The sequence below is a fragment of the Streptomyces sp. NPDC046862 genome, assembly GCF_040704615.1.
GTDB lineage: Bacteria > Actinomycetota > Actinomycetes > Streptomycetales > Streptomycetaceae > Streptomyces.
This window is the reverse complement of the sequence record NZ_JBEYXP010000036.1, coordinates 59,568-72,351: the sequence shown is the minus strand read 5'-3', so window position 1 is coordinate 72,351 and position 12,784 is coordinate 59,568. Positions and strand designations below refer to the sequence as shown.

The window sequence follows — 12,784 nt, the reverse complement described above, 5'->3', positions numbered from 1 at the left end:
ACAAGGGCTCTGGGCGACCTCATTCGGCGGCCGTGGTGTCCCGGGCGGTCCGCGACGCGGTCTGTGACGGCGCGGGGGCAGTGGTGGACACCTCATCGGTACGCCAGCGCTGGGACCTGCGGACCCTGTCCTGCGGGACGGGTTCCAGGAGGATGATCGACCCCTTGACGGGGCGATCGGGTGTCACCGCCACTGCGGCCTCCGCGGCGAGGGTGAGGAGGCCGTCGGCCTCCATGTCGTACCGCGTGTCGCCGGACTCGTCGCCGTCCGCGGCCTCCTGGGCGGCGCACGGCCGCAGGTCGAGGCTGCCTTCCGGCTGGGCGTTCAGACACAGCCTGGGAACCGCCTGGTTGCGCAGCCGTCCCCCGTCCTCCATCCGCCACACCTGGGTCGGCGATCCCCCGCATTCCTCCATCACCGCGGGCGAGCCCTCCACCGCCGCCGGAGCGGCCACATCGAGGCACAGTCCGGTCCTCGCGTTGCGCAGGCGCGCGACCAGGGCGTTCTCCGCGCCGGGCGGAGTGGAGGCGCCGGGTGACGGGGTGACGGCGGACGACCCTGGGGCGGAATCGGACGGGCTACGAACGGGGCCGGGCGCCGGGCCGCTCGCCCCTTCCGGGTCGTCCCCGATGACGCTGAGCGCCATGGGGGTCGCCGCGACGACCCCGCACAGGACCACGCCCATGGCGACGAGCAGCGGCCACCGGCGGCGGCGCGATGCGGGTTCGTCCGAGGCGGTCGGCCGGGCCTCGGCACCCGCGTACTCCGGGGCGGGCCACGAGTGCGCACGGGCCGACGCTGTCGCCTGGCGGGCGGGCCGGGTCGCGAGGTAGTCCGCCGCGCGGAATCCCAGGACGGCCTCGGCCAGCAGGGCGGGGAGCCGGTCCGGGGACTGGTCCAGCTGCTCCGCCGCCGCCCCGCAGTAGGCACAGCCGTCGAGGTGTTCCAGCGCCGGCGGCACTGTCTCGCCGGAGCCGGGTCGGGCGTGGACGTCGATGAGCCGGTTGTGGCGACGGCAGCGCTCGTCGTCCGCGAGGTCGAGGTGGGCCTGCACGCACTTGTCGCGCAGCAGGGTGCGTGCGCGTTCGGGGTTCAGCAGGGAGGGCTCGGCGTCGAGCAGGGACGCCACCGCCTCGATGTCCTCCGCTTCGACCTCCGTGTGCCACAGCAGTGCCTGGGCACGTTCGGGCAGGTTCCGGAAGGCGTGCAGCACCAGGCTTCTCCCGCCGGCACCGCCGGCCCTGTCCAGCAGGTCCGGGTGGAGGGTCGACCGCCTGTCGTCGGCTTTCCACTCCCGGGCGGTATCGAGGACCGCTGTGAGCAGCCGTAACCGCCACGGGAAGGTGGCGTCGGCATGCGACGCCGCGTCGCCGTACGTGTTCCAGAAGGCCTGCCCGGCGAGCCGATCGGCGGCGCCCGGGCTCGGTCCGGTGCACAGCGCGGCGTAGTCGAGGACGGGTTTGCCGTGCAGCGTCAGCAGCTCCTCGACCGAGGGCCCCGCGTCTCCTCCTTCCTCCTCGCCGGGGTCGGGCTGCTCGGTCTGCTCGGTCTGCGCGGTCTGCGCGGTCTGCGCGGAGGCGAAGTCCTCTCCGGGCGTCATGCGCTCTCTTGCGCGGAACGGAGCTTCCGCTGTCGGAGCAGCATCCATGAAACCGGTCCCTTCCCTGTTCCCTACCGCCGATGCGTCCGACCGCAGCTCCGCGCTCGGACGCCCGAGCCGGATGGTCGCGATCACGCCGGGATCAGTCATGAGTACGTTCCGTACGGTGACACGGTTCACGGCATCCTGAAGCGCATGGCGAGGATCGAAGACGCGAACTGCTTGACCGCTCCGCGGAATTGACTTGAGGCATCCCCGCACACGCTGGCACGGTGGCCACTTGTGCCCACGACAGACGCGCCGCAGAGCCAGGACCCGGACCATCGGCGAAGGACGCGTCCGCGGTAGCCGGTAAGGGCCTCGCGTCCGAGCGGCCGCTCCGCTCCGCCGCTTTCCGGTGGTTCCTGGGCGGCCAGTCGATCCCCTTGGCCGCCAGCGCCATGTCACCTGTCGCCCTGGCCTTCGGTGTCCTGGAGGTCACCGACAGCGCGGCCCGGCTGTCCGCGGTCACCACCGCGGCCCTGGTGCCGATGGTCGCGACGCTCCTCCTCGGCGGGGGCATCGCCGATCGCCACCGGCGCGACACCGTCCTCTGCCTCACCAGCCTGGGCGCCGGCCTCACACAGGCCGTCGTCGCCGTCGTCCTCCTGTCCCACCAGCATCCGGCGTTCCTGCTGCCGCTGTCCGCCCTCAACGGCGTCTGCCAGGGGCTGACGAAGCCGGCGTTGCGCGGCATCGTCGCGAATCGCGGCCAGTTGTCCACGTCCGACCTCGCCGCGGTGTTCGGAACGGCGACGGTCGCCGTCACCGGCGGAGCGGTGGCGGCGGTCGCCATGCTGGTGCCGCTGCTGCTGCCGTCGCTTCGGAGGATCGAGATCAACCGTGACAGGGACTGAAGGCGGCTGTGGCAGGGCGGCAGCTCGGCCCGGAGCCCGGGAGGACGGGGGCAGTCGGGCTGGGACTCGGCTGCGCCGGACGGCGTGCAGGCGGAACTTCCCGCGGGAACCGCGACCGGCTCAGTGCCCCGGCTCAGCCCCCGGTGGCCTGACCTGGGCGTAGGGCAGAGGCGGCTTGAAACAGATCAGCACTTCGAGAGGGTGACCGCCGCCGGGCCCCTGAACCAGGGTCGGGAGCGCCGTCATCAGCGCCGAGTGTCCTTTGGCGACGTTTTTCTGGTGCGGACCCCAGCCCGCCGCGTGGGCGAAGTCCGTGGCGATCGCGGCGAAGACGTCCCGGCTGCCGAACAGGAAGAACGTCCGGGCGTGAGTGGCGTGTCGCAGCTCCTCCCGGAAGCCGGTCCTCTCCCCGTGCTCTCGCCAGGAGGCCGCGTCCCGGGCGGTGCGTGCCTCGTCGGTGCGAACGGTCAGCGGAGTGCCGTTCACCAACTTGCGCCGCAGCTCGGGCCACTTACTGGGGCGCAGGCCGAGCGAGTGATGTGCCAGGACGAGGTCGACCAACTCGCCGACACCTTCGCCGGGCGGAACGCCGTCTCGCAGTGGTACGTGGACGATCGTGTGCCGGGAGCAGGCCGCGAAGGAGAACAGGCCAGCGAGTCGGTTCAGCCCGTCGTGGTCGCCGAGCAGCAGACCGATGGGCTCGGGCGCGCGCAGTGAGGTGTGGCGAAGGGGCTGCCGGGGCTGCACGACACGGTGCTCGTGCGGCCCGGTCCGGGGCCTGAACTGACGCAGCCTCAGCCGCATAAGGAATGCCTCATGGCCTGAAGGATGGCGGTCGGCGAGTCTCCTCGGCAACGGGGTTTCCGCCCAGCGGCGCCCTGTTGAGGCGTACGGCAGGAAGCGTCCGCAAACGGGGCGGGCGCTGCTGTTCCGGGTGTCGATCCGACTCCTCGCCCGCCCGGGGCCGCAGCCCCTCGGGTGCTCGGTGCGGGGTGCCCGGCGCCAAGTGATCGAGGTCAGGCGGTCGATGTCAGGCGGTCGGCAGAGGTGTGGCCGGCCCCGGAACGTCGCCGCCGCGGGCCACGCGATCTCCTTCGACTCGACGTCTCCGTGGATCAAGGCAACCATCAAGCCCCGCAGGGGGACCCGCCGGACACACCGAAGCGTGCCAGGCGGGTCGGACGTCAGTCCTCGCGCGTCACCGGCGCCTGCCACAGGGCCACGACGGCGTCGATCAGACCGTTCGCCGCCTCGCGCCAACTGGCGCGGAACGTCGGCGTGTTGTCCGCGAGAGCGCGTTCCCGTTCCGCGACCATCTGCGTGATCAGATGACGGGTCATGGCGGAACGCTCGGCGTGCACTCCGGCCGGCAGGTCGGGCAGACAACGATTCAGGCCGTCCTGCAACTTCCGCATCGACGGGGAGGCGGCCGCGAACTCCTCGGTCGTGACCGCCCGGAGGGCCGGGTCGGCCGTGACCTGGGCGATGAACCGGCCGTACCAGCTGGAGGCCCCCAGGGCCTCCACATGTCCGGTGACGGGGCGCACCGCACAGGCCACCCAGTCCCGCAGGTCGGCGGAGTCGCCCATCTCGGCCAGCATGCGCAGACGTCCGGCCTCTATGCCCTCGGCATGCCGACGGGCGATGGCACGCACCAGGTCGATCTTGGTGCCGAAGTGATAGCTGACCGCGGCGTTGTTGCCCTGCCCGGCGGCCTCGCTGATCTGACGGTTGGCGACCGCGTGCACCCCGTGTTCGGCGAACAGCCGCTCCGCCGCACCCAGGAGCGCCTCACGCGTCGCACTGACCTGCTCATCCCGCCTCGTCCTGCCGGCCATCATCACCACTTCGGGACATCGGATCAGTCCGCGAGTGCCCGTCCCCCAGGCCGACGCAGACCCTCGACCAGATCGGCGAGGTCAAACGACGAAAGCGTACGCAATCGCGTCGGCCCTCCCGGGCCATCCTCGTCCACGGCCTCGCCACGTCGCGTCACCACTGGATTCGGTCGGCCCGACTTGAACACGGCCATCCGCCGGAGTGCCCCTCGGTGCCGGGACGGATCTCACGGCGTACCGCATCCTGCAGGAGGCCTTCCCCAACGTCACCAAGCACGGCGGCACGGACTCGGCAGAGGTGCGGATCACCTGCGACGGCAGTTGGCTGCGCGCCGGGCCTCGCCCCGCAGGCAGCTTCCAGGTCAGTCACCGAACTGCCCCTCCGCCTCCCCGTCGATGCGTCCTGCTGCCCTTGGTCAGCCCGGGAACCGGACGCGAGAGGGAACAGCCTCCTGGGTCCGGGCGCCCACGAGTCCGATGCCCCGCCCCTCGGACCGTCGGGGACAACCCCCGCCCCTCCCCACCCCCGCCGCGCAGCCCCCACACCCGTGCCAACTTCACCTTCGGGCCTGCGCGTCGACCGCGCCGCACGCGTCCTCGACACACCCGCGGAGTGACCGTCCCGGGACTGCACGCGGCGGGTGAACTCGCCGGCGGGCTCTGCTACTTCAACTACCGGACGGCTCGGGGCCGACCACCGGGTCCGTGTTCGGGCCGCAGGGTCGGCCACTCCGCGGCAGCCACGGCGGCGGGCCGGGTCGAGTGAGTCCGATCGGCCCGGGCCCGACAGGTCACTTGGCGCCTCACTCGGCGCCGTCGGCGCGGAGGACCAGGTCGAGCAGCCCGGGGAAGCGCGCGTCGAACTCCTCGCGGCGCAGCCGGTTGACCCGCTTGGGCCCCTCGTCACGCTGTTCGACCAGACCGGCACCGCGCAGGACCGAGAAGTGATGACTGAGCGCCGCCTTGCCGACCGGCACATCGAAGCTGCCACAGCTGCGCGTCCAGACGGCGGAGCCCGCCAGCTCGCGAATCAGCTTGATGCGCACCGGGTCGGCGAGCGCGGACAGCGCGGTCAGGACGGAAACGTCCTCGGGATCCGTGTGGACCGGCGCCGCACGATGACTGCCGCCGGCAACCTGGTTGGACATGCCCCTGACCCCCGCCATCCTCATCTCGCCGCGACACCCCGTGAAGAGTCCCAGCCGCTTGCTTAGTGTTCGATGAGCATCTTACAGTGCCGGTGTTCGCTTTCCATTGAACACTTGTCGAAGGGTGCGTTCCCCTCATGCGCGCAATCGAGTTCCAGGAGTACGGCGCCCCCGAGGTGCTGAAGATCGTGCAGGCCGAGCCCCCCGAGCCGGGACCGGGTCAGGTGACCATCGACGCCGCCTACGTGGGGGTCAACTTCGCGGACCTCAAGGCGCGCGCCGAGGGCTACCGGGTGGAGTCGCTGCCCTTCCGCCCCGGTCTCGAAGTCTCCGGACGGATCCGGGCCGTCGGCCAGGGCGTCGAGGGACTGCGACCGGGCCAGGAAGTCGCGGCCCTCGTGAACGGCGGCGCCTACGCGGAGGTGGTCATCGCCGAGACCGCCACCGTCTTCCCGCTCCCCGCGGGCCTCGACCTGCGGACGGCGGCCACGCTCCCCACCGTGGTACCGACCGCGCACGCCCTCCTGCACGAGGTGGGCCGACTGCGGGCCGGAGAGACCGTGCTGGTGCACGGCGCCGCTGGGGGCATCGGCACGGCGGCCGGTCAGCTGGCCCGGGCGGCGGGCGCCGGTGCCGTCTACGGCGTCGTCTCCTCCACGTCCAAGGCGGATCACGCCCTCGAGCACGGCTACGACGAGGTGTTCACCACCGACACCTTCGCCGACGACGTCCGCCGCGCCACCGGCGGCAGGGGCGTCGACCTGGTCCTCGACCCGGTCGGCGGCGACACCCTTCGCCGCGGCCTCGACGCCCTGGCGGTCTTCGGGCGCCTGGTCTCCTTCGGCAACGCGAGCGGCGAGGCGCCGTGGCAGGTCGGGCAGCCCGAGCTCTACGCACAGGGCCGAGCGGTCGGGGGTTTCTCCATCCTGGCCCTCGCGCAGACGGCGCCCGAGGCGCTGCGGGCGCTCGCCCAGCGGGCCTTCGGTACGGTCGCCGACGGCACCGTGAGCCTTCCGGTCACCGCGGAGTTCCCGCTGGAGGAGGCGGCCGAGGCCCACCGGCTGATGGGCGGGCGCAGGTCGACGGGCAAGTTGCTGCTGCGGGTGGCCGACTGAACGGCACCACCCACAGGACCTGAACACAGTGCCTGAACCGCAGAGCGCGAGCAGGCCGAACAGGCCGCCGAACCGCTCCCCCGTCGCAGGACTTCCCCGCGGACCGCTTCTCCCTGCGTACCCCGATCACAGTCCTGGTCTTCGGCCCCAGGCCGTCGAGGTCCTGCGCACCCACGCCCCCATCCTCGCCGACACCGAACGCCTCCAGACGATCGGCTCGACGTCCCTGATCTCTCTCGCCGCGCTGTCCTGCGTCCGTCGAGTCAGGCGGCGTGGCGGGCGACGGCCCGGACGAGGTGGTCGACGTCCTGTTCCGTGGTGGCGAAGGAGGTCACGAAGCGGACGACGCCCGGCTCCCAGCGGTCGTGGTAGAAGGCGTAGCCCTCGGCCAGGAGTGCTTCGGTGACCTGCTGGGGCAGGCGGCAGAAGAGGATGTTGGCGTCGGCGGCGCCGAGCAGACCCACCCCCGGTACCGCCTTCAGGCCCTCCTGGAGGCGTGCGGCCATGGCGTTGGCGTGGGCCGCGTTGCGCAGCCACAGGTCGTCGCTGAGGTAGGCGTCCAACTGGGCGGCCTGGAAACGCATCTTGGAGGTGAGCTGACCCGCGCGCTTGGCGCGGAAGGCGAGTTCGGGGGTGAGGGAGCGGTCGAAGACGACGATCGCTTCGGCGGTCATCGTGCCGTTCTTGGTGGCCCCGAAGGACAGCAGGTCGACCCCGGCCCGCCAGGTCAGCTCGGCGGGAGGGCAGCCGAGGGAGGCGACGGCTCCGGCGAAACGCGCGCCGTCCATGTGCAGGCGCAGACCCGCCTCCTCGGCCACCGCCCCGAGGGTACGGACGTCGTCGAGGGTGTAGACGGCTCCGGTCTCCGTGGCCTGCGTGACGCTCACCACGGAGGGCTCCACGCTGTGGACGTCGCCGGCCTTGTGCCGTGCGGCGACCCGCAACTCCTCAGGGTCGATCTTGGCGTCGTCGCCGCCGAGTGGAACCAGCTTCGCGCCCGCCGTGTAGAACTCGGGCGCTCCGCACTCGTCGTTGTTGATGTGACTCTCGCGGTGGCACAGCACGCTGCCCCAGGGCGGGGTCAGCGCCGCGAGGCTCAGGGCGTTGGCCGCGGTCCCGGTGGAGACCAGCAGGACGTCGACGTCACGTTCGAATATCTGGCACAGCCGGTGCCTCACCGTGGCCGTACCGTCGTCCGCTCCGTAGGGCATGGCCGGGCCGGAGATCGCCCTGGTCACCGCTTCGATGATCTCGGGCGAGGTACCGGCGGTGTTGTCGCTGCTGAAGACGCGGGACGTGGGAGTGGTCGTGGAGGTACTCATGGTCGGATGTCCTTGCTCTTCTTGGACGGGTTGTTGTTGCGTACCGGGTCCGCCGCCCGGATGAGCTGGCGCAGCGCGCCGTAGTAGACCTCGTGGTCGGTCACGGCGGGCACGATCGCGGCCAGGTTGCCGCTCAGCGCCGGGAACTCCTCCGGATCGAGCGCGGCCAGAGCGGTGCGGGTGGCCGCCTGGGCGGCCTTGGCCGCCCGGTGGTCGACGAATCCGGCGCTGCCGAGGGTGAGCAGGTACATCCGCCGGTACGCGGTGATCGCCTCCTCGGGAGTCATTCCGGCGGCGAGGCTGTCGGCGAGTTGCGGCTCGACCAGGCGGGCCAGCAGGTGGGGCCCGAGCCAGGGGCGCGTGCCGCGCAGGGCGAGCAGGCCCGGACGATCCGCGAGCAGCCGGTAGAGCGCGGTGAACCGGGTCTCGGTGGCGGTGGCCCAGGCGGCGTCCGGCCCGGCCTCGGGCAACTGGGCGGCCAGATGGTCGAGGCAGAGGTCCAGCAGTCCGGCCAGGTCGGTACAGCGGCGTTGGAGCGAAGCGAGGGAGATCTCCAGGCGCGATGCCAGCGCGCGGAAGGTCAGCGCCTCGGGGCCGTCCTCGTCGACCAGGAGGAGGGCGGCTTCGGCAATACGGTCCGGGGTCGCGCGGTCCAGTGAAGGAGAGTGCCGGGGCATGCGAGTCATCGTACGATACGACGTATCGAATGTCACCCAAGGGCGGCATTCAGCCACATCGCCAGGGCGATCTTGAAGAAAGATCCCTTTGGGGTTATGTTAAATAAATCCTTTGATTTAAAAGGTCAAGCGCTCCAGATCTCACTCTCTCCCCCCACACGGAGATGCCAGATGAGTCAGAACAACGACTCCCTCGTCCGTCTGCCGTTGCCCTCCGACGGCCCCCTCGATCCCCCTGCCGAGTGGAAGCGGCTGCGCGAGCGGTGCCCGGTGGCCACCGCCGAACTCCCCAGCGGAGACACAGGTGCCCTCCTCACCCGCTACGGCCACATCAAGGCCCTCCTGTCGGACACCCGCTTCTCCCGCCCGACGGCCGAGGACAGCGGTGCGAGGATCGCCCCGGAAGGGGGCGGCGGCGCGTCGACCAACAGCGACATGTCGCTGTCCGTCCCGCAGAAGGGCGAGGGTCACCTGAGGTGGCGGCGGTTGCTGGGCAAGTACTTCACCGCCAAGCGCATGACGGCGCTGCGCCCCGGCATGACGGCCATGGCCGAAGGGCTCGTCGACGACATGGCCAAGAGCGGCACGCCGGCCGACCTCAAGGCCGCGGTCGGCTTCCCGCTGCCTGTCTACGTGATCTGTGACCTGCTCGGCGCGCCCGCCGAGGACCGGGACCGCTTCTCCTACTGGTCCGACGCGTTCCTGAACGTCGACCGCTACACCGGGGACGAGACCAAGGGAGCCCACTCCGCCTTCCTGACCTACATGACCGACCTCGTCGCGGCCAAGCGCGCCCGGCCCGGCGAGGACGTCATCAGCATGCTGATCGACGAGAGCCGGGCGGAGGGCGAGGGGCTCAGCGACTCCGAACTCGTCGCCACCGGCATGGGCCTCCTGGTCGCCGGGCACGAGACCACCGCGAACATGATCGGCAAGATGGTCGCCATGCTCCTGGCCGACCGCACCCGGTGGGAGCAGCTGCTGGCCGACCCCTCCCTGGTGCGTACGGCGGTCGAGGAGGTGCTGCGCTCCGACGCCAACCTGGGCGGCTTCGGCACCCGGCGTTACCTCACCGAGGACTTCGACCTCGACGGGACGGTACTGCCGAGCGGCACCACCGTCTTCTGCCTCCTGTCCGCCGCCAACCGAGACGAGCGGGCCTTCCCCGACCCGAACGCGCTGGACCTCACCCGCAGCCCCAACCCCCATCTCACCTTCGGTGGCGGCATCCACTCCTGTCTGGGCCAGTCCCTGGCCCGTACCGAACTCCAGGTCGTCCTGGAGGTCCTGCTGCGCAGGCTGCCGAACCTCGAACTGGCCGTGCCGGTCCCGGAGTTGCAGCGGGTCGAGGGGCTGACCGTCGGCGGGCTGCGGGAGGTACCCGTGCGATGGTGACGCGGCTCGACGAGACCGACGTACCGACTGAAAACGCCAGTGAAGGCACGGCACAGGGGCCGACCGAGAGGAAGGGAGCGACCATGAAGGTCACCGTGGACGAGGACAAGTGCTGCGGCGCCGGGAGTTGTGTCCTGGCCGCCCCGGACGTCTTCGACCAGCGTGACGAGGACGGCATCGTCGTACTGCTCGACGCGGAGCCCACCGAGGACCAGCACACGGCGGTCCGGGACGCGGCGGCCGTATGCCCCGCGGCCGCCATCGCGCTGACCGAAGGCTAGAGCGCCCGCCGCCACCGGTGCGGAATCGAGGGTGGGGCGTGTCCGGGCAAACCCCGTACGTGCCCTGCCCTTTCCTACCGGCACGCCTCAATGCCGAAGGAGCGGCGCGAGCCGGCACGCGGGGAGACGCGGAGGCGCGGCGGCGCGGCGGCGCGGCGGCGCCTCGACGGAGGACGACCACTACCACCAGCGATGGCGGTCGCTGCTGATCCGCCGGTCACCGAGCGGCTGCACCGCCCTGGCATTGCCCTTGGGGAAGATTTCCCGATAGCGCCCCAGCGCGGCGGCGGACGCCTGCACCGGATGAGTCAGCACGATCCAGCGCACTCCTGGGATGTAGGGGCAGACGGTGGTGGAACCGAGGTAACGGTAGGACTCGGTGCACGACGGCAGCAGAGCGTCCAGCTCTACTTCGGGCACCTCCCAGGAGCCTTCGGACCGGCGGGCCGAAGCCAGCAGCCGGTCCATGGAGCCGTTGGCCTGCCCCGGATGAACAAAGGCGGAGATGACCGCGTACCTGCCCTCGTCCGCTGCGGCCGCGCCGGCGCCTTTGACTGTGCGTACGTACTTCATGTGCTGCTCCATCGGGAACGCCACCCCGCCGACGGTGTGCTCGGACGGCGTGTGCCAGTGCACGTCGACCAGTCGGTAGGTGTCGGCGCCCACGGTCAGCAGACATTCTTGTCCGGGGGGCGGCTCGGCCTTCACGGTGCCCTCGTCGTCCCGGGTACAACCCGACCTGGCGCCATCGGGACGGTGCCGCCCCGGATCGTCGAAGTGCAGTCGCAGGGCGAGCCGCAGCGGGTGGTGGAAACGCAGAGGCGGCAGGGACGAGGAGTCGGTGTCCTGCGGACGGATGTCGACGGGGCTCTGCGACAGCAGCGGGCTGCCGGGAACGGACAGTACGGGTGCGGTCTGGGACATACGGACACCTTCGGCCAGTGGGAAAGACGGGCATGATTCACCACACACCCTCCCCCGTTGCCACGCCGGAACTCGTGACATCACCAGGACTACTGAACGGGCTGCACCGCCTTGACGCCCAGGACGCGTGCATCGTAGAGACGTTGCTCCACGGTCGGCAGACGTCCCGTCGCATGGCGAGGACCGCGGAGCGGTGCAAACATGGAACTGGCGCCTGTTGGACCGACATCTCAGCGCGTGAACCGGGCGGGGAAGTAGTCGCGCGTCGTCTCAGGGCCATCGCCTGAGGGCCACGCGCCCGCTCCAGGCGTACTCGGCGCGTACTCCTCCCTCACGCCTCACGCCTCACGCCTCACGCCTCACGGAAGCCTGCCTTCACCCTTGCGAGGAGGGATGGTCATGGCCAAGCGTCTGGTCGTCTGCTGCGACGGAACGTGGAACTCCGCCGACCAAACGAGCAAGACCAACGTGACCAAGGTCGCCCTGTCCATACCAACAGGGCCAGTTGCCGGGAAGGACCAGCGCGTCTACTACCACAGCGGCGTCGGTACTCACCGTTGGGAGCGCCTGCGCGGCGGCGCGTTCGGCGTCGGTCTGTCCCAGAACGTCATTGACGCCTACCGCTTCCTCGTCGAGACGTACGAGCCCGACGACGAGCTGTTCCTCTTCGGTTTCAGCCGGGGCGCGTTCACCGCCCGCAGCCTGGCGGGCCTGGTGCGCAACTCCGGCGTCCTCCGCCAGGACCAGGCCGCCCGGATCAAGGAGGCGTGGGCTCTCTACCGTGACCGCATCGAGCAGCCGAGCGGCGCAGCCTCCGCGTTGTTCCGCCGCTCGTACGCGCACGAGACTCCCATCCACTTCATCGGGGTGTGGGACACGGTCGGTGCCCTGGGCATCCCGGCTGTGGGCCCCAGGCGGCTCGAGCCGGTCGTCAACCAGCTCAACCGCCGCTGGGCGTTCCACGACACCACTCTGAGCAGCTGGGTCAAGGCGGCCTTCCACGCGCTGGCCATCGACGAACAGCGCTCGGCGTTTCAGCCGACACTGTGGCACCAGCAGCCCGGCGCCGCCGAGCAGGGCCAAGTGCTGAAGCAGGAGTGGTTCGCCGGGTCGCACTGCGATGTCGGTGGCGGTTACAAGGAGACCGGGCTGTCCGACATCGCCCTGCTGTGGATGGTCGAGCAGGCCCGCGACTGCGGGCTGGAGTTCGACGCGAAGGCGCTCGGCGCGGCCGGCCCGATGGTGATGAAGCCGGACGAGAGCATCGACTTCCGTGTGCGACCGGACCCCATGGGTGACCTGCACCCCTCGCGGACGGCGCTGTTCCGACTTGCCGAGCCGCTGCACCGGCCCATCGGCCGGGCGGCGAACGACGAGGGCCGGCTCGACGGGAACGAATCCCTGGCCGTGTCGGCCAAGGAGCGCTACGACAAGGACCCGGGCTACCGGCCGCCGGAGCTGGAGCGGTATCTCGACGCTCAGGGGCCGGACCGACTGGACGTGACGTCCGCCGGTGCGGAAGCAGTCCATCAATGAGCAATCACACGGCCACGGCCGATTACATGGCCATGGTGCCGGTCTGAGTTCG

Annotated in this window: 12 protein-coding genes and 1 pseudogene; 6 read left to right on the top strand and 7 right to left on the bottom strand. The window is 70.9% G+C overall.

What is annotated here, in order from left to right; genetic code table 11:
* Window positions 1–19: 19 nt before the first annotated feature.
* Window positions 20–1,600 carry a ricin-type beta-trefoil lectin domain protein gene (locus AB0959_RS33300; protein WP_366830422.1) on the bottom strand — a complete coding sequence of 527 codons (1,581 nt, stop codon included), beginning with the start codon at window positions 1,598–1,600 and terminating at the stop codon, window positions 20–22.
* A 440-nt stretch (window positions 1,601–2,040) separates the two neighbouring features.
* Here AB0959_RS33300 and AB0959_RS33295 point away from each other — a divergent pair, with 440 nt between their 5' ends.
* Window positions 2,041–2,496 (top strand): hypothetical protein, encoded by a 456-nt coding sequence (locus AB0959_RS33295; RefSeq protein ID WP_366830421.1) that lies wholly within the window; start codon window positions 2,041–2,043, stop codon window positions 2,494–2,496.
* A 120-nt stretch (window positions 2,497–2,616) separates the two neighbouring features.
* Here AB0959_RS33295 and AB0959_RS33290 read toward each other — a convergent pair whose 3' ends face one another.
* Together AB0959_RS33290 and AB0959_RS33285 are read right to left on the bottom strand one after the other, a co-directional pair.
* Window positions 2,617–3,300, bottom strand: coding sequence for a hypothetical protein (locus AB0959_RS33290; RefSeq protein WP_366830420.1), 684 nt, complete (start codon window positions 3,298–3,300; stop codon window positions 2,617–2,619).
* A gap of 380 nt (window positions 3,301–3,680) precedes the next feature.
* Window positions 3,681–4,334, bottom strand: coding sequence for a TetR family transcriptional regulator (locus AB0959_RS33285; protein ID WP_366830472.1), 654 nt, complete (start codon window positions 4,332–4,334; stop codon window positions 3,681–3,683).
* A 205-nt stretch (window positions 4,335–4,539) separates the two neighbouring features.
* On the opposite strand from AB0959_RS33285, the pseudogene AB0959_RS33280 reads away from it, so the two are divergent.
* A pseudogene (locus AB0959_RS33280) lies at window positions 4,540–4,701 on the top strand (sensor histidine kinase); the annotation flags it as partial.
* A gap of 436 nt (window positions 4,702–5,137) precedes the next feature.
* Here AB0959_RS33280 and AB0959_RS33275 read toward each other — a convergent pair.
* Entirely contained in the window at window positions 5,138–5,482 is a 345-nt protein-coding gene (locus AB0959_RS33275) for a transcriptional regulator (RefSeq protein ID WP_366830419.1), read from the bottom strand.
* Between the two features lie 137 nt (window positions 5,483–5,619).
* On the opposite strand from AB0959_RS33275, the gene AB0959_RS33270 reads away from it, so the two are divergent.
* Entirely contained in the window at window positions 5,620–6,597 is a 978-nt protein-coding gene (locus AB0959_RS33270) for a zinc-binding dehydrogenase (RefSeq protein WP_366830418.1), read from the top strand.
* 263 nt (window positions 6,598–6,860) lie between these two features.
* Here AB0959_RS33270 and AB0959_RS33265 read toward each other — a convergent pair whose 3' ends face one another.
* On the bottom strand, window positions 6,861–7,919 hold the full coding sequence (locus AB0959_RS33265; RefSeq protein WP_366830417.1) for a low specificity L-threonine aldolase: 1,059 nt from the start codon (window positions 7,917–7,919) through the stop codon (window positions 6,861–6,863).
* Window positions 7,916–8,596 (bottom strand): TetR/AcrR family transcriptional regulator, encoded by a 681-nt coding sequence (locus AB0959_RS33260; protein ID WP_366830416.1) that lies wholly within the window; start codon window positions 8,594–8,596, stop codon window positions 7,916–7,918. Before AB0959_RS33260 ends, AB0959_RS33265 begins: the two co-directional genes overlap by 4 nt.
* A 171-nt stretch (window positions 8,597–8,767) precedes the next feature.
* Here AB0959_RS33260 and AB0959_RS33255 point away from each other — a divergent pair, with 171 nt between their 5' ends.
* A complete protein-coding gene (locus tag AB0959_RS33255; protein ID WP_366830415.1) occupies window positions 8,768–9,991 on the top strand; it encodes a cytochrome P450 in 1,224 nt (407 codons plus the stop codon).
* 83 nt (window positions 9,992–10,074) lie between these two features.
* Window positions 10,075–10,272 carry a ferredoxin gene (locus AB0959_RS33250; RefSeq protein WP_366830414.1) on the top strand — a complete coding sequence of 66 codons (198 nt, stop codon included), beginning with the start codon at window positions 10,075–10,077 and terminating at the stop codon, window positions 10,270–10,272.
* A 180-nt stretch (window positions 10,273–10,452) separates the two neighbouring features.
* Here the strand turns inward: AB0959_RS33250 and AB0959_RS33245 are convergent, their stop codons facing one another.
* Window positions 10,453–11,196 (bottom strand): carbonic anhydrase family protein, encoded by a 744-nt coding sequence (locus AB0959_RS33245; RefSeq protein ID WP_366830413.1) that lies wholly within the window; start codon window positions 11,194–11,196, stop codon window positions 10,453–10,455.
* 399 nt (window positions 11,197–11,595) lie between these two features.
* Here AB0959_RS33245 and AB0959_RS33240 point away from each other — a divergent pair, with 399 nt between their 5' ends.
* Window positions 11,596–12,732 (top strand): DUF2235 domain-containing protein, encoded by a 1,137-nt coding sequence (locus AB0959_RS33240; protein ID WP_366830412.1) that lies wholly within the window; start codon window positions 11,596–11,598, stop codon window positions 12,730–12,732.
* Window positions 12,733–12,784: the final 52 nt, after the last annotated feature.

Bases quoted from the DNA above. Each gene is read 5' to 3' on its own strand.
- AB0959_RS33255 (WP_366830415.1), top strand. From the start codon at position 8,768: ATGAGTCAGAACAACGACTCCCTCGTCCGTCTGCCGTTGCCCTCCGAC.
- AB0959_RS33295 (WP_366830421.1), top strand. From the start codon at position 2,041: ATGTCACCTGTCGCCCTGGCCTTCGGTGTCCTGGAGGTCACCGACAGC.
- AB0959_RS33275 (WP_366830419.1), bottom strand. From the start codon at position 5,482: ATGTCCAACCAGGTTGCCGGCGGCAGTCATCGTGCGGCGCCGGTCCAC.
- AB0959_RS33260 (WP_366830416.1), bottom strand. From the start codon at position 8,596: ATGCCCCGGCACTCTCCTTCACTGGACCGCGCGACCCCGGACCGTATT.
- AB0959_RS33300 (WP_366830422.1), bottom strand. From the start codon at position 1,600: ATGACGCCCGGAGAGGACTTCGCCTCCGCGCAGACCGCGCAGACCGCG.
- AB0959_RS33265 (WP_366830417.1), bottom strand. From the start codon at position 7,919: ATGAGTACCTCCACGACCACTCCCACGTCCCGCGTCTTCAGCAGCGAC.
- AB0959_RS33250 (WP_366830414.1), top strand. From the start codon at position 10,075: ATGAAGGTCACCGTGGACGAGGACAAGTGCTGCGGCGCCGGGAGTTGT.
- AB0959_RS33290 (WP_366830420.1), bottom strand. From the start codon at position 3,300: ATGCGGCTGAGGCTGCGTCAGTTCAGGCCCCGGACCGGGCCGCACGAG.
- AB0959_RS33240 (WP_366830412.1), top strand. From the start codon at position 11,596: ATGGCCAAGCGTCTGGTCGTCTGCTGCGACGGAACGTGGAACTCCGCC.
- AB0959_RS33245 (WP_366830413.1), bottom strand. From the start codon at position 11,196: ATGTCCCAGACCGCACCCGTACTGTCCGTTCCCGGCAGCCCGCTGCTG.
- AB0959_RS33285 (WP_366830472.1), bottom strand. From the start codon at position 4,334: ATGGCCGGCAGGACGAGGCGGGATGAGCAGGTCAGTGCGACGCGTGAG.
- AB0959_RS33270 (WP_366830418.1), top strand. From the start codon at position 5,620: ATGCGCGCAATCGAGTTCCAGGAGTACGGCGCCCCCGAGGTGCTGAAG.